The organism is Paracoccus sp. 08 (genome assembly GCF_024105395.1).
Classification (GTDB): Bacteria; Pseudomonadota; Alphaproteobacteria; order Rhodobacterales; family Rhodobacteraceae; genus Paracoccus; species Paracoccus marcusii.
The window spans coordinates 99,844-118,670 of the sequence record NZ_WEKR01000076.1 but is presented as its reverse complement, the minus strand read 5'-3'; the positions used below and the strand labels follow the sequence as shown (position 1 = coordinate 118,670).

Annotated in this window: 19 protein-coding genes; 14 read left to right on the top strand and 5 right to left on the bottom strand. The window is 67.6% G+C overall.

Annotation, left to right across the window (positions count from 1 at the left end):
* Nucleotides 1-70: 70 nt before the first annotated feature.
* The 7 genes from frr to GBO37_RS21060 all read left to right on the top strand — a co-directional run bounded on the left by frr (nt 71) and on the right by GBO37_RS21060 (nt 7,781).
* The gene (gene frr / locus GBO37_RS21090) at nt 71-634 is read left to right on the top strand and encodes a ribosome recycling factor (RefSeq protein ID WP_045999416.1); all 564 of its coding nucleotides are present in this window, start codon (nt 71-73) and stop codon (nt 632-634) included.
* A 7-nt stretch (nt 635-641) separates the two neighbouring features.
* On the top strand, nt 642-1,373 hold the full coding sequence (uppS, locus tag GBO37_RS21085; RefSeq protein ID WP_045999415.1) for a polyprenyl diphosphate synthase: 732 nt from the start codon (nt 642-644) through the stop codon (nt 1,371-1,373).
* A complete protein-coding gene (locus GBO37_RS21080; protein WP_045999414.1) occupies nt 1,370-2,236 on the top strand; it encodes a phosphatidate cytidylyltransferase in 867 nt (288 codons plus the stop codon). The genes uppS and GBO37_RS21080 overlap by 4 nt, the downstream gene beginning before the upstream one ends.
* Before the next feature lie 3 nt (nt 2,237-2,239).
* Nucleotides 2,240-3,391, top strand: coding sequence for a 1-deoxy-D-xylulose-5-phosphate reductoisomerase (gene dxr / locus GBO37_RS21075; protein WP_252930693.1), 1,152 nt, complete (start codon nt 2,240-2,242; stop codon nt 3,389-3,391).
* Nucleotides 3,388-4,710 carry an RIP metalloprotease RseP gene (rseP, locus tag GBO37_RS21070; protein ID WP_252930692.1) on the top strand — a complete coding sequence of 441 codons (1,323 nt, stop codon included), beginning with the start codon at nt 3,388-3,390 and terminating at the stop codon, nt 4,708-4,710. Before dxr ends, rseP begins: the two co-directional genes overlap by 4 nt.
* 102 nt (nt 4,711-4,812) lie before the next feature.
* The gene (bamA, locus tag GBO37_RS21065) at nt 4,813-7,113 is read left to right on the top strand and encodes an outer membrane protein assembly factor BamA (protein WP_052715117.1); all 2,301 of its coding nucleotides are present in this window, start codon (nt 4,813-4,815) and stop codon (nt 7,111-7,113) included.
* The gene (locus GBO37_RS21060; protein ID WP_252930691.1) at nt 7,113-7,781 is read left to right on the top strand and encodes an OmpH family outer membrane protein; all 669 of its coding nucleotides are present in this window, start codon (nt 7,113-7,115) and stop codon (nt 7,779-7,781) included. The genes bamA and GBO37_RS21060 overlap by 1 nt, the downstream gene beginning before the upstream one ends.
* On the opposite strand, the gene GBO37_RS21055 is transcribed toward GBO37_RS21060, so the two are convergent.
* Together GBO37_RS21055 and GBO37_RS21050 are read right to left on the bottom strand one after the other, a co-directional pair.
* Entirely contained in the window at nt 7,778-8,716 is a 939-nt protein-coding gene (locus tag GBO37_RS21055; protein WP_252930690.1) for a nucleoside hydrolase, read from the bottom strand. The two genes, GBO37_RS21060 and GBO37_RS21055, sit on opposite strands and share 4 nt — an antisense overlap.
* 134 nt (nt 8,717-8,850) lie before the next feature.
* Entirely contained in the window at nt 8,851-9,849 is a 999-nt protein-coding gene (locus tag GBO37_RS21050) for a Fe(3+) ABC transporter substrate-binding protein (RefSeq protein ID WP_252930689.1), read from the bottom strand.
* A gap of 106 nt (nt 9,850-9,955) precedes the next feature.
* Between GBO37_RS21050 and GBO37_RS21045 the strand changes: the two genes are divergently transcribed.
* A complete protein-coding gene (locus GBO37_RS21045) occupies nt 9,956-11,761 on the top strand; it encodes an ABC-F family ATP-binding cassette domain-containing protein (RefSeq protein WP_252930688.1) in 1,806 nt (601 codons plus the stop codon).
* Here GBO37_RS21045 and GBO37_RS21040 read toward each other — a convergent pair.
* On the bottom strand, nt 11,758-12,741 hold the full coding sequence (locus GBO37_RS21040; RefSeq protein WP_252930687.1) for a putative zinc-binding metallopeptidase: 984 nt from the start codon (nt 12,739-12,741) through the stop codon (nt 11,758-11,760). The genes GBO37_RS21045 and GBO37_RS21040 overlap by 4 nt on opposite strands.
* A 249-nt stretch (nt 12,742-12,990) precedes the next feature.
* On the opposite strand from GBO37_RS21040, the gene rplU reads away from it, so the two are divergent.
* The 4 genes from rplU to GBO37_RS21020 all read left to right on the top strand — a co-directional run bounded on the left by rplU (nt 12,991) and on the right by GBO37_RS21020 (nt 15,457).
* A complete protein-coding gene (gene rplU / locus GBO37_RS21035) occupies nt 12,991-13,404 on the top strand; it encodes a 50S ribosomal protein L21 (RefSeq protein ID WP_139597460.1) in 414 nt (137 codons plus the stop codon).
* Between the two features lie 12 nt (nt 13,405-13,416).
* Entirely contained in the window at nt 13,417-13,689 is a 273-nt protein-coding gene (gene rpmA / locus GBO37_RS21030; protein WP_045999405.1) for a 50S ribosomal protein L27, read from the top strand.
* A 106-nt stretch (nt 13,690-13,795) separates the two neighbouring features.
* Nucleotides 13,796-14,380 (top strand): GNAT family N-acetyltransferase, encoded by a 585-nt coding sequence (locus GBO37_RS21025; RefSeq protein ID WP_232303256.1) that lies wholly within the window; start codon nt 13,796-13,798, stop codon nt 14,378-14,380.
* 63 nt (nt 14,381-14,443) lie between these two features.
* Nucleotides 14,444-15,457: an LLM class flavin-dependent oxidoreductase gene (locus GBO37_RS21020; protein WP_252930686.1), complete on the top strand. Its 1,014-nt coding sequence runs from the start codon at nt 14,444-14,446 to the stop codon at nt 15,455-15,457.
* 67 nt (nt 15,458-15,524) lie between these two features.
* On the opposite strand, the gene GBO37_RS21015 is transcribed toward GBO37_RS21020, so the two are convergent.
* Nucleotides 15,525-16,259 (bottom strand): Bax inhibitor-1/YccA family protein, encoded by a 735-nt coding sequence (locus tag GBO37_RS21015; RefSeq protein ID WP_045999403.1) that lies wholly within the window; start codon nt 16,257-16,259, stop codon nt 15,525-15,527.
* Nucleotides 16,260-16,363: 104 nt separating this feature from the next.
* A complete protein-coding gene (locus tag GBO37_RS21010) occupies nt 16,364-17,332 on the bottom strand; it encodes an NADPH:quinone oxidoreductase family protein (RefSeq protein ID WP_252930685.1) in 969 nt (322 codons plus the stop codon).
* Between the two features lie 190 nt (nt 17,333-17,522).
* On the opposite strand from GBO37_RS21010, the gene GBO37_RS21005 reads away from it, so the two are divergent.
* On the top strand, nt 17,523-17,882 hold the full coding sequence (locus tag GBO37_RS21005; protein WP_042244532.1) for a helix-turn-helix domain-containing protein: 360 nt from the start codon (nt 17,523-17,525) through the stop codon (nt 17,880-17,882).
* Between the two features lie 136 nt (nt 17,883-18,018).
* A complete protein-coding gene (locus GBO37_RS21000; protein ID WP_252930684.1) occupies nt 18,019-18,804 on the top strand; it encodes an inositol monophosphatase family protein in 786 nt (261 codons plus the stop codon).
* The last annotated feature ends 23 nt before the right edge of the window (nt 18,805-18,827 follow it).

Sequence of the window (18,827 nt, the reverse complement as noted above, 5' to 3'; positions counted from 1 at the left end):
GCAAAGGCTTTGCCAAGCTGCGGCATTCCCGTTACAAGCGAAAAAAATTCAAAGCAGAGGCAGTCCGACAATGGCTGAGGACATCGAGATCGATATTGACGACCTGGAGCGCCGCATGAAGGGCGCGATGGAAAGCCTGCGGGGCGAATTCGCCAGCCTGCGGACCGGCCGGGCCTCGGCCTCGATGATCGAGCCGGTGCAGGTCGAGGCCTATGGCCAGATGACCCCGATCAACCAGCTGGGCACCGTCAACGTGCCCGAACCGCGCATGGTCACGATCAACATCTGGGACAAGGGCATGGTCAACAAGGTCGAAAAGGCCCTGCGCGAAAGCGGCCTGGGGATCAATCCGCAGACCAACGGCACGATCATCATGCTGCCGATCCCGGAACTGAACGAGGAGCGTCGCCGCGAGCTGACCAAGGTCGCCGCGCAATACGCCGAGAGCGCCCGCGTCTCGATCCGCAACGTCCGCCGCGACGGCATGGACCAGGTCAAGAAGGGCAAGGCCAACGGCATGCCCGAGGACGACCAGAAGCTGTACGAGACCGAAATCCAGTCCCTGACCGACCGCATGATCGCATCGGTCGACGAGGCGCTGACGGCCAAGCAGGCCGAAATCATGCAGGTCTGATCCGACGATGGCGTGGGGCTTGTCGAGAGCTGCCGAAACTGGGGGGACGACACGTCCCCGCCATGTCGCGGTCATCATGGATGGCAATGGCCGGTGGGCCACCGAACGCGGCTGGCCGCGTCTGGTCGGTCACCGTCGCGGGGCCGAGCGGGTCAAGCAGATCGTCCGTGCCTGCCCCGACCTGGGGGTGGACTGGCTGACCATCTATGCCTTCTCGACCGAGAACTGGAAGCGCTCGACCGAAGAGGTTCTGGGCCTGATGAAGATCTTTCGCCGCTATATCCAGCGCGAGGCCGAGGACATGTCGGCCGAGGGCGTGCGGATGCGCTTCATCGGCGAACGCGGCCGCCTGGACCGCAAGCTGCAGGACCTGATGGCCTCGATCGAGGCGCGGACGGCGGGCAACACGCGGCTGAACCTGACGGTCGCCATCAACTATGGCGGCCGGGACGAGCTGGTCCGCGCCACCGGGCGTCTGGCCGAACGCATCGCCCGCGGCGACGTGATCAACCCGACCGAGGCCGACCTGGCCGATTGCATGGACACCGCCGGGCATCCCGATCCCGACCTGGTGATCCGCACCTCCGGTGAGACGCGGACCTCGAACTTCCTGCCCTGGCAGGCGGCCTATTCGGAATACGAATTCACGCCGACCCTGTGGCCCGACTTCACCCCCGATCACCTGGCGACGATCCTGGACCGCTTCGGCCTGCGCGACCGGCGCTTTGGGGGCGCATGACCTCAGCACGGCATTCCGCCGGGTCCGTGCCCGGCGCTGGCGGTCCCGGCAAGTCGGGCGGCAAATGGGGCGACCTGTCGCGTCGCGTGGCCTCGACCCTGGTCCTGCTGGGCATCGGCGTGATGCTGGCGGTGGCGCAGGGACCGTGGCTGCGCCTGGGCATGGCGGTCATCTCCGCGATCACTTTCTGGGAGCTGGCGGCCATGACCGGCTGGCGCAACCCGGCGCGGCACGTGACGCTGTTCGGACGGTCGCGCCCCATCGCGCTGGCCGCGATTGCGGGCGTGTCGCAGGCCTTTGCGCTGACCGGCATGCCCTGGGCGTGGGTGGCGTTGGCCGTCCCGATCCTGCTGGGCCTGCCGGGCGCGGCACGGCGCGACCGCGCGACCTATACCCTTTTCGGCATCGCGATCCTGATCGTGGCCTTTGGCCTTGTTGGGTTTCGTGAGAATTACGGCCTGAACTTTGTCCTGTGGCTGATGGGGGTCATCATCATCTCGGATACGGCGGGGTATTTCTTCGGCCGCATCCTGGGCGGGCCCAAATTCTGGCCCGCGCTCAGCCCCAAGAAGACCTGGTCGGGCACCATCGCGGGCTGGATCGGCACCTGCCTGTTCGGCGCGATCCTGTGGATGGCGGGGCAGGGTGACGCAACGCTGATCTGGGTGTCCCCCATCGTCTGCCTTGCCGGGCAGATGGGCGATCTGGCCGAAAGCTGGCTGAAACGGCGCGCGGGGGTCAAGGACAGCTCGAACCTGATACCGGGGCATGGCGGCTTCATGGATCGTTTTGACGCAGTGACCGGGGCGGTCCTGGCGACCATGCTGATCGGGTTTCTGACGAAACTGCCCGTGGTGAACTGACCGATGCGACGCATTTCCATCTTCGGCGCGACCGGGTCGGTCGGCGCGAACGGCGTCGATCTGATCCGCCGCGATCCCCAATCCTATCAGGTCGTGGCTCTGACCGGCGGTCGCAACATTGCGCGGCTGGCGCAGATGGCGCGCGATCTGCGCGCCCAGATCGCGGTCACCGCGCATCCCGAACTGCTGGACGACCTGCGGACCGCTCTTGCCGGCACCGACGTCCAGGCCGCCGCTGGCGAGGCCGCGCTGATCGAGGCCGCGCATCGGCCTGCCGACTGGATCCTGTCGGCCATCGTCGGCGCCGCGGGCTTGGCGCCGGGTCTGGCGGCGCTGTCGCAGGGCTGTGTGCTGGCCTTGGCCAACAAGGAATCGCTGGTCTGCGCGGGCGCGCTGCTGCGGGACACCGGCGCGCGGTCGGGTGCCACGATCCTGCCCGTCGACAGTGAACATTCCGCTTTGTTTCAGGCGCTTGGGACCGATAAGCTCGAATCCGTCAAGGATGTGACCATCACCGCATCGGGTGGCGCGTTCCGCGATTGGCCGCTGGAGCGGCTGGCGGCCGCGACGGTGGCCGAGGCATCGACCCATCCGAACTGGGCGATGGGTCAGCGGATCACCATCGACAGCGCCTCGATGTTCAACAAGGCGATGGAGGTCATCGAGGCCAAGGAGTTCTTCGGCCTGACCGCCGACCGCATCAAGGTTCTGGTCCACCCAGAATCGATCATTCACGCGATGGTCACCCATCATGACGGCGGCACCATCGCCCATCTGGGCGCCCCCGACATGCGCCACGCGATTGGCTATGCGCTGCACTGGCCAGAACGGCGGCCGCTGCCCGTGGCCGCGCTGGATCTGGCCGCGCTTGGCAGCCTGACCTTCCGCGCCCCCGACGAGACGCGCTGGCCCGCCCTGCGCCTTGCGCGCGAGGTGATGGCCGCGGGCGGGGCCGCAGGCGCGGTCTTCAACGCCGCCAAGGAACAGGCGCTGGACGATTTCATCGCCGGGCGCATCCGCTTTACCGACATGGCCCCCAGGGTCGAGGCCACGCTGGAGGCGCTGTCCGCCCAGCCCGGCTTTGCCCGCGACCCCGAAGACCTGCCCACCGTCCTGCATTGGGACGGCCTGGCCCGACGAAAGGCCGCCCAGTGATCAACGCCTTTGCCCAGACCGCCGGCACGCTGCTGGCCTTCGTCACCGCCCTGGCGGTCATCGTGACCGTCCACGAATACGGCCATTACATCGTCGGCCGCTGGTCGGGCATCCGGGCCGAGGTGTTCAGCGTGGGCTTTGGCCCGCGCCTGTTCTCTCGCCGTGACCGTCGCGGGACGCTGTGGCAGGTCGCGGCGCTGCCGCTTGGCGGCTATGTGCGGTTCCTGGGCGACGACAACGCGGCCAGTGCCGGGCCGGGGCGCGCTGTCGACCCCGCCCTGCGCCGCCAGACGTTGCAGGGCGCGCCGCTGTGGGCGCGGTTCGCGACGCTGCTGGCGGGGCCGGTATTCAATTTTGTGCTGTCGATCCTGGTCTTCGCGGGCTTCGCGATCGTCCAGGGCCTGCCCGTGGACGAGGTGCGCGTGGGCGCCGTCAGCGAGGCGCCGCCCGCCATCGTCAACGACCTGCAGCCCGGCGACCGTATCCTGGCCCTTGGCGGCCAGCCGGTCGCCACCTGGCGCGACATCGGCGCATTGACCGAAACGCTGCCGGTGGCCGGGCAGCAGGACTGGCAGGTCGAACGCGACGGCCGGACGCTGACCGTGACAGGCCCCGACCCGATGCCGGCGCGCATCGGCGGCGTGGCGCCGCGCAGTGCCGCGGCCGATGCCGGCATGCGCGCGGGCGACGTGGTGCTGGCCATCGACGGCCAGCCCGTCACCCGCTTTACCCAGATGCGCGAGGCGGTCGAGGCTGCCGAGGGCCGGCCCCTGGACCTTCGCCTGTGGCGTCCCGGCACCGGAGAGCTGGACGTGACCCTGTCACCCAAGCTGTCAGACCTGCCGGCCGATGGCGGCGGGTTCGAGCAGCGCTGGCTGATCGGGGTGACGGGCGGCGAAAGCTTCTTCTCGCCCCAGACCCGCAGTGCCGGGCCGCTGGAGGCGCTTGGCCTGGGCGTCGGGCAGACCTGGGGGATCATCACGTCGTCGCTGACGGGGATGTGGGCGATGATCTCGGGGCAGATCGGCACCTGCAACCTGGGCGGCGCGATCAGCATCGCGGAAAGCACCGGCCAAGCGGCCAGCGCGGGCGGCGCGAACTTCCTGTGGTGGATCGCGGTCCTGTCGGCGGCGATCGGGTTCCTGAACCTGCTGCCGATCCCCGTGCTGGATGGCGGCCACCTGATGTTCTACGCCTACGAGGCCGTCCGCGGACGCCCGCCCTCGGACAAGGCGCTGAACCTGCTGACCGCGATTGGCATGGCGGCGGTCCTGTCACTGATGATTTTCGGGCTCACGAACGATCTTTTCTGCCCTTGATGCGCTTGCGGTTTTGACAGCCCCGCCCCGATGGGGCTACAGACCATAGGCAAAACGACAGCCCGAACCGGGCGCGTGCAGGCGGATACAAGAGGGGCCATCATGGAACGGAAACTGGGCAAGGGCGCATTGGCGCTGGTGACGTCCCTGGCGATCGCGGCGCCAATCGGAATGATCCCGCAGCAGGCCGCCGCCGTGGTCTTCGGCAGCATCCAGGTTCAGGGCAACCAGCAGATCGAGACGGGCGCCGTGCTGTCCACGCTGGCCTTGCCGCAGGGCCAGGACCTGAGCCCCGGCCAGATCAACGACGGCCTGCAGCGCCTGCAGAACTCCGGCCTGTTCGAGACGGTCGAACTGATCCCGCAGGGGTCCACCCTGGTCGTGCGCGTCAGCGAGTATCCGATCGTCAACCAGATCACCTTTGAGGGCAACCGCCGCCTGAACGACGAGCGTCTGGCCGAGATCGTGCGCAGCCAGTCGCGCCGCGTCTATCAGCCCAGCCAGGCCATCCAGGATGCCCAGGCCATCGCCCAGACCTATGCCGCCGAGGGACGCCTGGCCGCCCGCGTCGATCCGCGCATCATCCGCCGCAGCGGCAACCGCGTCGATCTGGTCTTCGAGATCCGCGAAGGCAACGTCACCGAGATCGAGCGCGTCAGCTTTGTCGGCAACCGCGCCTATTCGGACCGCCGCCTGCGCAACGTGCTGGAGACCAAGCAGGCGGGCCTGCTGCGGACCTTCATCCGCCGCGACACCTTTGCGCCCGAGCGCATCCCGCTGGACGAACAGCTGCTGACCGATTTCTATCGTTCGCAGGGTTACGCCGATTTTCGCGTGCAGGGCGTGGCGCCCGAAATCGCGCGTGAACGTGACGCGTTCTTCATCACCTTCAACATTTCCGAAGGGCCGCGCTATCGCTTTGGCCGGGTCGAGACCATCTCGGAGATCCCGGGCGTCGATGCGTCGCTGTTCGCCGAGCAGAGCCGCGTCCGGCGCGGGTCGTTCTACAACCCGTCGGTGATCGACACGTCGATCCGCCGGATGGAGACGATCGCCATCCAGCAGGGCCTGAACTTCGTCAACATCGAGCCTCGCGTCACGCGCAACCCGGAAAACCAGACGCTGGACCTGACCTTCGCGCTGACCCGCGGCCAGCGCGTCTTCGTCGAGCGCATCGACATCGAGGGCAACACCACGACGCTGGATCAGGTGATCCGCCGCCAGTTCACCACCGTCGAGGGCGACCCCTTCAACCCGCGCGAGATCCGCAATTCGGCCGAACGCGTGCGGGCGCTTGGCTATTTCGCGGATGCGCAGGTCCAGACCCGCGAGGGCAGCAGCCCCGACCAGGTCATCGTCGGCGTCAATGTCGAGGAACAGCCGACCGGGTCGCTGTCCCTGGGCGCCAGCTATGGCGTCAATTCGGGCGTGGGCTTCAACATCGGCCTGACCGAGCAGAACTTCCTGGGCCGCGGCCAGACCCTGGGCCTGCAGTTGCAGACCGCGACCGACGACCGCGCCGCCGGGGTCACCTTCATCGAGCCGTTCTTCCTGGGCCGCGACCTGCGCTTTGGTTTCTCGGCCAACTACACCGAGACCGAGGGCCTGAATTCGGATTTCGACACCCGTCAGATCCGCATCCAGCCGTCGCTGGAGTTCCCGATCTCGGCCAATGCACGGATCGAGCTGCGCTACCGCATTTCGGAGGACAAGCTGTCCAACGTGACCGAGGACAGCTCGGCCCTGCTGATCGCCGAGGAGGGCACGCGCCTGACCTCGTCGCTTGGCTATACCTACAACTGGGATTCGCGCCGCACCGGGCTGGACCCGCTGACCGCGTACCGGTTCCGCTTCTCGCAGGATTTCGCGGGTGCGGGGGGCGACACCAAGACGATCACCACGACCGCGCTGGCCGGCGTCGAAAGCACCGCCTGGCGCGAGAGCGTGACCCTGCGCGGCGAGGTCGAGGCCGGGGCGATCTATACCTACGGCGATTATTCGACCTGGATCCTGGACCGCTTCCGCACCGGCAACCGCGTCCGCGGGTTCGAGCCGAACGGCATCGGGCCGCGCGACCTGGCTGCGGTGAACGAGGACGGCCTGGGCGGCAACTTCTACTGGGCGGCGCGCGGCGAGGCGCAGTTTCCCATCGGCCTTCCCGAGGAATACGGCATCCAGGGCGGTCTTTTCGTCGATGTCGGCTCGCTGTGGGGTCTGGACCGGACCATCGGCACCGGCGGCGTCCCGGTCGATGACGACATGTACACGCGCGCCGCGGTCGGCGCGTCGATCTTCTGGACCACGCCCATCGGTCCGCTGCGCTTCAACTTCTCGCAGGCGCTGCAGAAGGAAGACTATGACCTGGAACAGAATTTCGACCTGACGATCCAGACGAACTTCTGATGCCGGTCCTTCGGACGGGACTGCGGCTGGTGGCGGCGGCGTTGATGGCGCTGCCCGCCGCCGCGCAGGATGCGACGGTGCCCGACATCCCGGCGCCCGAGATCCCGCCGATCGCCACACCGCCCGTCCTGCCCAACAGCACCATTCCCAGCCCCGAGGAGGCGGCCGAAAGCGCGCCGATCCTGACGCTGGACCAGGAGGTTCTGTACCTGTCCTCGGCCTGGGGTCTGCGCGCGCAGGCCCGGCTGGAGGCCAAGGGCGAGGAGGTCACCGCCGAGAACGACCGCCTGACGCAGCTGCTGTCTTCGGAGGAGGCACGCCTGACCGAACAGCGCAGCACGCTGCCCGCGGCCGAATTCCGCGAGCTGGCCGAAAGCTTCGACATCCGCGCGACGCGCATCCGCCGGGAGCGCGCGCAAGCGGTCCAGGACCTGAATGCCTGGGCCGAGGCCGACCGGGCGGCCTTCTTTCGGGCCGCGCTGCCGGTGATGGGTCAGGTGATGCAGGACCGGGGCGCCGTGGCGGTTCTGGACCGGCGCACGATCTTCGTGTCGCTGGACGCGATCGACGTCACCGAACAGCTGGTCGCGGCGCTGGACGATCGCATCGGCGACGGAGAGGGGGTCGTGCCGCTGCCCGAACCGCCCCCGTCCGAGGATGCGCCCTAGGGCAGCCGCGCGATGCGGTCGTGGATCATGTCGAACAGCGCGTCGCGGTCCACGTCCTTGAGGAACAGCGCGTTGGGTGTCCGCCCGCTGACCCGCCACCAGTCTGCGACGGTCATGCCGGTGGTCCAGCGGCCCTCGATCTCGATCTCGACGTTGATGTGGCGGCCTTGGAACAGGTCGGGGTCCAGCAGCCAGGCGATGGTGCAGGGATCATGCAGTGGCGCGCCGAGGCTGCCGTATTTCGCGGTATCGAAGCGTTCGAAGAAGTCGGTCCAGCCCGCGACGGCCGGGCCGCAGCGGCCGGGCAGGGCGCGCATCGCCTCGACCCAGGCCCGGTCGGTCAGCGCCTTGTGCGTCACGTCCAGCGGCATGACGACCAGTGGCACGCGCGCGGCGAACACCTCGGCCGCGGCCTCGGGATCGACATAGATGTTGAATTCGGCCGCGGGGGTGATGTTGCCCACCTCGAAATAGGCACCGCCCATCAGCACGATCTGCTGCACGCGTCCGATGATGTCGGGGGCGCGGCGGAATGCCTCGGCAATGTTGGTCAGCGGGCCGATGGGCACCAGCGTCACGGTGCCCGCATCATGGGTGCGCAGGGTCTCGACGATGAAATCGACGCCGTCCTGCGCCTGCAGGGGCAGGGTGGGCGCGGGCAGCTCGATCCCGTCCAGACCGGTCTTGCCATGCACGTGTTCGGCCGTTACCAGATCGCGCGACAGGGGCCGGTCGCGGCCCGCAAAGACCGGCACGTCGGTCCGGCCCGACAGTTCGACCACCTTGCGGGCGTTCACCTCCGTCAGGGCCAGCGGCACGTTGCCGGCCACCGCGACGATGCCCAGGACCTGCAGTTCCGGAGAGGCCAGCGCCAGCAGGATGGCCACCGCGTCGTCCTGACCGGGGTCCGTGTCGATGATGATCTTCTGTGCCAAACCGCGTCTCCAAGGCTCACAAGCGGCGATGATTGCGTCAGCAACGAAAAAGGCGCAAGCCCGCGCCTGCGCCTTTTGCGGACATCTGTAAGTTTCCTTGCGTCGGGGGGTTGGGGCCCCGACGCAAGAAGCCGTCACCCGTCGAAGTTGACGCGCTCGATCAGGTCCAGCGCCTGCGGGCGCAGGTCCGAGATCTCGGTCAGCGTCAGATCGTCGGCGGTGAAGTCGCCCCAGCTGGCCACCAGCTCGGACCGCTCGACACCCTCGGTCACGGGGAACTCGTTGTTGGTTTCGGCATAGATGCGCTGTGCCTCTTCGCCGGCCAGGAACTGCATCAGCTGCAGGGCCGCGTCGCGGTTCGGCGCGGACTTGGTCATCGCCACGCCGGACACGTTCACATGCGTGCCGCCATCCTCGAAGATCGGGAAGACGATACGGACCGATTCGGCCCATTCCTTCTGCTCGTCATCCTTCAGCATCGCGCCCATGTAATAGGTGTTGCCCAGGCTGATGTCGCATTCGCCGGCCCAGATCGCCTTGACCTGGTCGCGGTCGCCGCCCTCGGGACGCTTGGCCAGGTTCGACTTGACGCCCTCCAGCCAGGCGACGGTCTCTTCCTCGCCGTGATGGGCCAGATAGGCCGCGGTCAGCGCGACGTTATAGTCGTTGGTGAAGCTGCGGGTGCAGATGCGGCCTTCCCATTTCGGATCGGCCAGATCCTCGTAGGTGGTGACCTCTCCGTCGGCCACGCGCTCCTTGCTGGCATAGACGATGCGGGCGCGGGTGGTCAGGGCGAACCACTGGTTCTCGTCGTCGCGCAGGCCGGCGGGGATCGCCTCCAGCGCCGGGTCCTCGACCGGCTGCAGGACGCCCGCGTCCTTGACCTCGCCCAGGCGGGCCACGTCGACGGTCAGCACCAGGTCGGCGGGCGAACGGTCGCCCTCGGCCTGCAGGCGCTCGACCATGCCCTTGTCGACGAAGGCCACGTTGACCGGAATGCCCGTCTCGGCGGTGAAGGCGTCGATCAGCGGCTGGATCAGCTCGGGCTGGCGGTGCGAATAGACGTTCACTTCCTGCGCCAGGGCCGGCATGGCGGTGGCACCCAGCAGCGTGGCGATGATCAGGGGACGCATGTTGACTCCTTTGGTCAGAATTCCCGCGTCTTGTGGCAATTCCGACCGAACCTGTCAAGCAATCCGGTGGATTGACCCCGACGCAGCGCCGGGCTAGGGCGCGGTCATGGCACGCGCACCCCTTTTGCAACTCTCCGAGATCTCGCTGACCTATGGCGGCGATCCCATTTTCGAGGGCCTGTCCCTGAATGTCCAGCCGGGCGACCGCGTCGCGCTGGTCGGTCGGAACGGGTCGGGCAAGTCCACCCTGATGAAGGTGATGGCCGGTTTCGTTGAACCCGACCGGGGCGAGGTGGTCCTGGCCGCCGGTGTCTCGACCGGCTACATGGAGCAGGACCCGGACCTGTCGGGCTTTGAGACGCTTGGCGAGTTTGCCCGCGACGGGTTGGAGCCGGGCGAGGATTACCGCGTCGACATGGCCGCCGAGGGGCTGAAGTTCGACCCCGACCGCCCCGTGGCCACCGCATCGGGCGGCGAGCGTCGCCGCGCCGCGCTGGCCCGCCTGCTGGCGCAGGCGCCCGAACTGATGCTGCTGGACGAGCCGACCAACCACCTGGACATCGAGGCCATCGGCTGGCTGGAGGACCATCTGTCCCAGACCCGTGCGGGTTTTGTGCTGATCAGCCACGACCGCGCCTTTCTGCGCCGCCTGACCAAGGCGACGCTGTGGATCGACCGTGGCCAGGTCCGTCGGCAGGAACGGGGCTTCGAAGGCTTCGAGGATTGGCGCGAGGCGACCTGGGCCGCCGAGGATGACGCCCGCCACAAGCTGGACCGCAAGATCAAGGCCGAGGCCCGATGGGCCGTCGAGGGCATCAGCGCGCGCAGGAAGCGCAACCAAGGCCGCGTCCGCGCCCTGGCCGCCCTGCGGGCCGAGCGCAGCAGCCAGATCCGCCGTCAGGGCACCGCCGCGATGGCGTTCGACAGCGGCACCACCAGCGGCAAGAAGGTGGTCGAGGCCACCGGCATCGCCAAGGCCTTCGGCGACAAGACCATCCTGCGGCCCTTCGACCTGCGCATCCAGCGCGGCGATCGCATCGCCTTTGTCGGGCCGAACGGCGCGGGCAAGACCACGCTGATCAAGATGCTGACCGGAGAGATCGCCCCCGACCAAGGCACGGTCACGATGGGCACCAACCTGGAGATCGCGGTCTTCGATCAGGCCCGCGCCGCGTTGAACCCCGACCAGACGCTGTGGGAATCGCTGACCGGCGACCCCGAGATGCGCGTGTCGGGCCGCGCCGACCAGGTGATGGTGCGGGGCCAGCCCAAGCATGTCGTGGCCTATCTGAAGGATTTCCTGTTCGACGACGCCCAGGCCCGCGCACCCGTCCGCAGCCTGTCTGGCGGCGAGAAGGCGCGTCTGCTGTTGGCGCGGCTGATGGCGCGGCCGTCGAACCTGCTGGTCATGGACGAACCGACCAACGATCTGGACGTCGAGACGCTGGACCTGCTGCAGGACCTGCTGGGCGAATATGACGGCACCGTGCTGCTGGTCAGCCACGATCGCGATTTCATCGACCGGGTGGCCGACACCACCGTGGCGATGGAGGGTGACGGCCGCGCCACCGTCTATGCCGGCGGGTGGAGCGATTACCAGGCGCAGCGCGGCGAGACAGTGGTCGAGGAGCCCGTCGCGGTCGCCAAGGCCGTGCCGGTGACGGAAAAGCCCAGGGCCGCGCGCGATGGCCTCAGCTTCACCGAACGGCACCGGCTGGATGCGTTGCCCGGCATCATCGCAAAGCTGGAAGCAGAGATCGCCAAGCTGTCGGAATTCATGTCCGACCCGACGCTGTTCCAGACCGCGCCCGCCAAGTTCGAAAAGGCCAGCCTGGCCCTGTCCGAACGCCAGGCTGCCCTGGCCGATGCCGAGGAGGAATGGATGTCGCTGGAGGAAAAGGCCGCTGTCTAGGCGGCCTTCCCCTCGCCGCGGGCAAGGTGGTTCTGCAGCCAGCCATGGGCGAAGGCGATCTTGTGCCGGACCGGCACGGTCAGCACGAACGGGTAGAGGTCGCTGTTGTCCAGCGCGCGATTGATGTCGTTGACCGCGATGGTGATCTCGGCCGCGATGTTCAGCAGGCGATACGGATCGGTCTCGGAATAGGGGTGATAGTCCGGCGGCACGCCCGGCATGTCCAGATGCGTGCTGCAGAAGCTGTCGGCCACGTCCGTCAGGTGCAGCAGGTGGGCGACCGTCTCCGCCCAGTCCTCGTGCGGGTGCGAGGTGGCATAGGTGGTGATGAAATCGCCTGCCGGGTCGCGCGGATCGGCATAGTGGTTCTTGAGGGCCTGGGCGTAATCGGCCCGCTCGTCGCCGAAGACGGCGCGGAAGGCGGGCAGGAAATCGGGCAGGACCTTCAGGCGGTCGAACAGGAAATGCGCGATCTCGTGGCGGAAATGGCCGACCATCGAGCGGTACTGCTCGCCCAGCTTCAGCTGGCGTTTCAGGCGGATCAGCTCGTCCGCCTCGGTCACGTTGATGGTGATCTCTCCGTTGGCATGGCCCATGATGATCTGCTGATCGCGCCCGCCGGTATGTTCGGACAGCATCAGGAACCGCGGACGCCGCCCCGGATCGGCCGGGGTGAACCAGTCCCATTCCGCAAGGTTGGCCAGAACCCACCGCTTGGCGCGTTCGGCGCTGGCCAGCAGGCGCTGGTTGTCGCCGATGTTCATCACCGGCACGACATGCGACATGGCGCAGGACGCGCAGAAGCCGCCCGGAACCTCGGCCGCCCAGTTGCAGGCGATGCGCGGGCGGTTGGCGCAATGGGGGGCGTCCGCTACCATCCGCCGCAAGACCGGCGCATAGACCAGCGGCTCTCCGCACAGACAGATCAGGTTGTGGAAATAGGCGCGCGTGCCGCAATGCGGGCAGGAGAAGCGTTGCATCAGCTGGGGTCCGGTCCTGTCAGTGGCAGGGTACAAGCCCCGCGGTGCCGCAGGGTTCCGCGCCATCGCACCGGCCTTGACAGGCAGGCCCGGATCGGGCAAATGCAGCGCACCGGCAGGGCAACCGCCCTTGGCCGGTCGATTGTTTTTAACGACACCCGCACAAGGGTGCGCCGTCCGAAGGCGGGGTTCGCCCCCCAACGCCGACATTGTCGGGGCCGCAGGACGCGGTGATGAAGGAAGAAAGCGATGTTCGCGGTTCTGAAAACTGGCGGCAAGCAGTACAAGGTGCAGGCGGGCGACGTCCTGCGCGTTGAAAAGCTGAATGCCGCGGCTGGCGATACGGTCCAGTTCAACGATGTGCTGATGGTTGGTTCGACTCTGGGTGCGCCCCTGGTCGCCGGTGCCTGCGTGCAGGCCACCGTGATCGAGCAGATCAAGGCCGACAAGGTCATCACCTATGTCAAGCGCCGCCGCAAGCACAGCTCGCAGCGGACCCGCGGTCACCGTCAGCAGCTGACGCTGCTGCGCGTCACCGACGTGCTGGACAAGGGTGCGGACAAGACCGGCGTCAAGACCGCCGTCGGCGCCCGCACGAAGGTCGAGGCCGCGGATGCGCCCGCCAAGACCAAGAAACCGGCCAAAGACGCCGCTGAAGCCTAAGGAGAACGACCCATGGCACATAAGAAAGCAGGCGGTTCTTCCCGCAACGGCCGCGACAGCGCGGGACGCCGTCTTGGCGTCAAGCTGTTCGGTGGCCAGGCCGCCATCGCGGGCAACATCATCGCACGTCAGCGCGGCACCACCTGGTGGCCGGGCGTGAACGTCGGCATGGGCAAGGATCACACCCTGTTTGCGCTGACCGACGGCCATGTGAGCTTCAAGAAGGGCCTGAAGGGCCGGACGTTCATTTCGATCGTCCCCGCCGAGCTGGAAGCAGCCGAGTAACCTTAGCGTAATATTCTGATGCTAAGGGGGGATCGGCGAGAGCCGGTCCCCCGAACCGTTTTATCGTCACATTTATTGATCGGTTTCTTGGGGAGGAAACATGGTGATGTCTGCACCCATGCGCGAGGGAAGTCGTCTGGACGACCTTGCGCCCGTCTTGGCCGATGGCCCGGCCCAGCCCGTGATCGCGACAGAGCGGTTCACGCTGCGACCGCTGCGCGCCTCTGATGCCGGCCTGATCGAACATTACACCGCCGACCGACGCGTGGCCGAAGGCACGCGCGCCATCCCCCATCCCTTGCCCCGCGGCGCCGCCGAGAGTTTCGTCGCCCGCTCCCTGGCCGCGGATCGGTCCGAGGATGTCTGGGCCATCGACGGGTCGGACCACAAGCTGGCCGAGCTGCTGGGCGTCGTGTCGCTGACCCGCATGGAGGGGTCGCAGTCGGAACTGGGCTTCTGGATCGGCGCGGGCTTCTGGAACACCGGCTTCGCGACCGAGGCCGTGGCGGCCCTTGTCGCGGCGAACCCGCACGGGGCACGGACCCTGTTCGCCGAGGCGTTTCAGGACAATCCGGGATCGGCCCGGGTGCTGACCAATTGCGGCTTCGTCTATCTGGGCGATGCCGAAAGCTGGTCCGTCGCGCGGGGCGGCCGGGTGCCGACCTGGACCTATCTGCGCAAGATGGCCTGAACGACTGCCTGGTATGTCCTGTCCCGTTATTGCAAAGCGGGGCAGGCGGCCTAGATCAGGGGAATGACACAGCATCTTCCCTATTCCGTTCTCGACTTGTCGCCGGTTCCCGAAGGGTCCACGGCGCAGGACGCCATCCGCAACACGATCGACCTTGCCCAACATGCCGAGGGCTGGGGCTATCACCGCTTCTGGTTGGCCGAGCATCACAACATGCCCGGCATCGCCAGCGCCGCGACCGCGGTCCTGATCGGACTGGTCGCACAGGCGACCAGGACGATCCGCGTGGGGGCGGGCGGCATCATGCTGCCCAACCATGCGCCGCTGACCGTGGCCGAGGCCTTTGGGACCCTGGCCACGGCCTTTCCCGACCGCATCGACCTAGGCCTGGGCCGCGCGCCCGGGGGTGACGGCGCGGTGATCCGCGCCCTGCGCCGGGATCCGATGGCCGACAGCTTTCCGCAGGACGTGGTCGAGCTGCTGGACTATCTGGGCCCTGAACGCGCGGGCGCGGCCGTCCGCGCGCTGCCCGGAGAGGGGACGAACATCCCCGTCTGGATCCTCGGCAGCAGCCTGTTCGGCGCGCAGCTGGCGGCGCATCTGGGCCTGCCCTATGCCTTCGCCAGCCACTTCGCCCCCGAACAGCTGGAACAAGCGCTGAGCATCTATCGCGAACGGTTCCGCCCCTCGCCCTGGGGGCAGAAGCCCTATGCGGTGCTGGCGGCGAACGTCTTTGCCGCCGACGACGCCGGAGAGGCCGCCTATCTGCGCACGACGATGCAGCTGGCCTTCGCGCGCCTGCGGACCGGCCAGCCCGGCAAGCTGCCGCGCCCGGTCCGCGACATCGACGCCGAGATCGGCGCGCAGATGCGCCAGGCCGTCGACGGTGCGCTGCGCATCAGTGCAGTGGGTGACCGCGAGCGCGTCCGCGACCAGCTGTCGCGTCTGGTCGAGACCTATCGCCCCGACGAGGTGATCCTGACCGGCCAGATCCACGATCACACGGCCCGGCTGCGCAGCTTTGAGATCGCGGCCGAGGCGGCATCGTCCCTGCCGCCGGTCCGGCAGGCCGCCTGAGACCCCGCCATGCAAAAGCAAAAGGCCCCCGAAAGGGGGCCTCTTTTCATGTCGCAGGTGCGTTGGATTATTCGCGGTTGCCCATGAAGGACAGCAGGAACATGAACAGGTTCAGGAAGTCCAGGTACAGCTTCAGCGCGCCCATGATGGCGGACTTGCCCAGGAAATCCGCACCCGAACCCTGCATCTGCAGGTAGGTGTTCTTGATGTTCTGCGTGTCGTAGGCGGTCAGGCCCGCGAAGATCAGCACGCCGATGACCGAGATCGCGAACTGCATGGCCGAGGAGGCGATGAAGATGTTCACGATCGACGCGACGATCAGGCCGATCAGGCCCATCAGCAGGAACGTGCCCCAGCCCGACAGGTCCTTCTTTGTGGTATAGCCCCACAGGGACAGGCCCGCGAAGGCGATGGCCGTGACCAGGAAGGTCTGGACGATCGACACCCCGGTATAGACCAGGAAGATCGAGCTGATCGAGACGCCCATCAGCGCCGCGAAGGCGTAGAAAACCCCGGTCGCCGCCGAGACGGACAGCCGGTTCAGGGCCGCGCCAAAGGCGAACACCATCAGCAGCGGCGCGAACATGATCACCCACCGTAGCGGCGAGTTGTACAGCGTGTTGGCCACGGCCGGGTTGGTCATGGCGGCGGTCGCGGTGCCATAGGCGGTCGCGGCGGTTACACCCATGCCGACCGCCATCAGCCCATAAACCTTGTTCATGTAGGCCCGCAGGCCCTGGTCGACCGCCGCCGTGCGGTGGCCTACGCCCTGCGCGGTACGGTACGTGTTGTAATCTGCCATCGATGTCTCCCTTGGAAGGCATGCCGACGCAGTGCCGGCTTGGGTCCAATATCGGTGGAAAGGCGGGATTTTTCAATGCCGCGCTTGGCTCAAATGCGTCGTGATCACAGCGTGATGACCACTTTGCCAACGCTGCGCCGCTCTCTCAGCATGGCGTAGCCCTGGGGCAGATCGTCCAGGGGCAGGGTGGCGCCCGCGACAGGGTCCAGCCGGCCCGCGCGGAACAGGTCGAACAGCGCGTCGATGCTGTCCCGCAGCGCCTGCGGGTCCAGCCCGCGATAGCCGCCCCAGTAGAAGCCGTGGATAGCGATGTTCTTGACCAGCGCGTGGTTCAGGGGCAGCACCGGGGGGCGACCGCCGGCAAAACCGATGACCAGGAACCGCCCGCCGGGACGCAGGGCGCGGAACGCCGCCTCGCCCGGTTCGGCGCCCACGGGGTCATAGACCACGTCCGCGCCGCCAAGATCGCGCAGCGCCGCGCGCAGATCGGGGCAACTGGCGCTGTCGATCACGTGGGATGCCCCCGCCTGGCGGACCACCTCGACCTTGTCGGCGCCGCGCGCGATGCCGATCACCCGCGCGCCCATCGCGGCGCCGATCTGCACCGCGGTCAGCCCGACCCCGCCCGCGGCCCCCAGAACGACCAGCGTCTGTCCCGCCTGCAGCGCGCCGCGCCCGGCCAGGGCCAGGTGACTTGTCCCATAAGCCACCTGAAAGCCCGCCGCCTGTTCCAGCGTCATGGCGTCCGGAATGGCCTGGACGGCCCCCGGATCGACCGCCATCACCTGCGACATCGTGCCCGGTGCCGAAACGACCACGCGTGTGCCGGCAACCAGGCCCGATCCGGCGGGCGCCGAGAGGACGGTGCCCGCCCCCTCCAGCCCCGGCACGAAGGGCGGATCGGCCGGTTCCTGGTACTGTCCCTTGGCTTTGAGCAGGTCGGCAAAATTCAATGCCGCCGCGCCCATGCGCAAAAGCACCTGATCGGGACAGGCCACGGGGGGCGGAACATCCCGGATCACCGGGTCCTGACCCAGGGCCGAGATGAAGGCTGCGCGAATCATTTGTGACATGTATTGTGGCCCTCGGATGTTGTCTGCACGTTCGCATCCCCGCTGGCCAAGTCAACGCGATGCCGATATGGCCGCAAGGACACCCTTGGACCTGTCTTTATGGTCAGGAAAGCCCCGATTAACCAAGTTGACACTCGAAAATTGTGCCTTTCCGGGCTAGAGCATCCTGAGATTGCAAAAGGTTGGGGCAATGAAGCATAGTGTAGATGTTCACGTTGGTAAGCGTATCCGCCATCGTCGCTGGATGATTGGCATGACTCAACAGCAACTCGCCGACAAGGTCGGCATCAAGTTCCAGCAGATCCAGAAGTACGAGACCGGCATGAACCGCGTCTCGGCCTCGCGTCTGTGGGACATCGCGCGGGCGGTCGACGTTCCGGTCAGCTTCTTCTTCGAGGGCCTGTCCGAGGGCGAGGTTCCCGGCGTGGTCGAAGGCGACATCTTCGCCGACAAGGAAGCGCTGCAGCTGGTGCGCGCCTATTACGCCATGCCCGAGGCGCAGCGTCGCCAGATCTTCGAGCTGGCCCGCGTCCTGTCCGACGCCGCCTGAAAGGCCTGACCGCCAGAAGGCGGATGACCCTGCCGCCGTCCCGCGCCGCTTGACCGCCGGACGACGGCCCCCTTTGACCGCTGGTCCCCCGGCGCATGACAGGCTACACCCGGCGTGACGACACGCAGGGGGCCGCATGCAGGACGCAGACCAGATCACCCGCACCGCGCATCTGATGGCAGACGCTGCCCGTCGGGCAATCCTGCCGTGGTTCCGCCACGCGGATCTGGCGGCCGACAACAAGCGGCCGGCCGATTTCGACCCGGTGACCCAGGCCGACCGCGATGCCGAAAGCGCGATGCGCGACGTGCTGGCGCGCGAGCGGCCCGATGACGCCATCCTGGGCGAGGAATATGGCGCGACCCCCGGCACCAGCGGCCTGACCTGGATCCTGGATCCGATCGACGGCACGCGCGCGTTCCTGTGCGGGGCGGCCAGCTGGGGCGTGCTGATCGGCCTGTCCGACGGGCGGGACGTCATCTATGGCTTGATCGACCAGCCCTATGTCGGCGAGCGGTTCGAGGGCGGGCTTGGCCATGCCCGGCTGACCTCGGCCGCGGGCGAACGGGCGCTGCGCGTGCGCGGCGGCACGCCGCTGGAGCGCGCGACGCTGCTGACGACCTTTCCCGAAATCGGCACGGCGGCCGAGGCCGCGGCCTTTCGCCGCGTGGCCGACCGGGCGCGGCTGACGCGATACGGGCTGGACTGCTATGCCTATGGCCTGCTGGCCTTGGGCCAGGTCGATCTGGTGATCGAGGCGGGGCTGCAATCCTATGACATCGCGGGTCCGCTGGCGGTGGTGCAGGCCGCGGGCGGCATCGTGACCGACTGGCAGGGCGGGTCCGCCGCCCAAGGCGGTCAGGTGATCGCCGCCGCGTCCGAGGCGCTGCACCGCGCGGCGCTGGATCTGCTGAACGGCTGACACGACAAGAACGCAGGGGGCAG

Coding starts and splice junctions, on each gene's coding strand:
- GBO37_RS21020 (WP_252930686.1), top strand. CDS start 14,444: ATGACACAGCATCTTCCCTATTCCGTTCTCGACTTGTCGCCGGTTCCC.
- GBO37_RS21080 (WP_045999414.1), top strand. CDS start 1,370: ATGACCTCAGCACGGCATTCCGCCGGGTCCGTGCCCGGCGCTGGCGGT.
- GBO37_RS21050 (WP_252930689.1), bottom strand. CDS start 9,849: ATGCGTCCCCTGATCATCGCCACGCTGCTGGGTGCCACCGCCATGCCG.
- frr (WP_045999416.1), top strand. CDS start 71: ATGGCTGAGGACATCGAGATCGATATTGACGACCTGGAGCGCCGCATG.
- GBO37_RS21025 (WP_232303256.1), top strand. CDS start 13,796: ATGTCTGCACCCATGCGCGAGGGAAGTCGTCTGGACGACCTTGCGCCC.
- rplU (WP_139597460.1), top strand. CDS start 12,991: ATGTTCGCGGTTCTGAAAACTGGCGGCAAGCAGTACAAGGTGCAGGCG.
- GBO37_RS21060 (WP_252930691.1), top strand. CDS start 7,113: ATGCCGGTCCTTCGGACGGGACTGCGGCTGGTGGCGGCGGCGTTGATG.
- rpmA (WP_045999405.1), top strand. CDS start 13,417: ATGGCACATAAGAAAGCAGGCGGTTCTTCCCGCAACGGCCGCGACAGC.
- uppS (WP_045999415.1), top strand. CDS start 642: ATGGCGTGGGGCTTGTCGAGAGCTGCCGAAACTGGGGGGACGACACGT.
- GBO37_RS21005 (WP_042244532.1), top strand. CDS start 17,523: ATGAAGCATAGTGTAGATGTTCACGTTGGTAAGCGTATCCGCCATCGT.
- GBO37_RS21015 (WP_045999403.1), bottom strand. CDS start 16,259: ATGGCAGATTACAACACGTACCGTACCGCGCAGGGCGTAGGCCACCGC.
- GBO37_RS21010 (WP_252930685.1), bottom strand. CDS start 17,332: ATGTCACAAATGATTCGCGCAGCCTTCATCTCGGCCCTGGGTCAGGAC.
- GBO37_RS21000 (WP_252930684.1), top strand. CDS start 18,019: ATGCAGGACGCAGACCAGATCACCCGCACCGCGCATCTGATGGCAGAC.
- dxr (WP_252930693.1), top strand. CDS start 2,240: ATGCGACGCATTTCCATCTTCGGCGCGACCGGGTCGGTCGGCGCGAAC.
- GBO37_RS21045 (WP_252930688.1), top strand. CDS start 9,956: ATGGCACGCGCACCCCTTTTGCAACTCTCCGAGATCTCGCTGACCTAT.
- bamA (WP_052715117.1), top strand. CDS start 4,813: ATGGAACGGAAACTGGGCAAGGGCGCATTGGCGCTGGTGACGTCCCTG.
- GBO37_RS21040 (WP_252930687.1), bottom strand. CDS start 12,741: ATGCAACGCTTCTCCTGCCCGCATTGCGGCACGCGCGCCTATTTCCAC.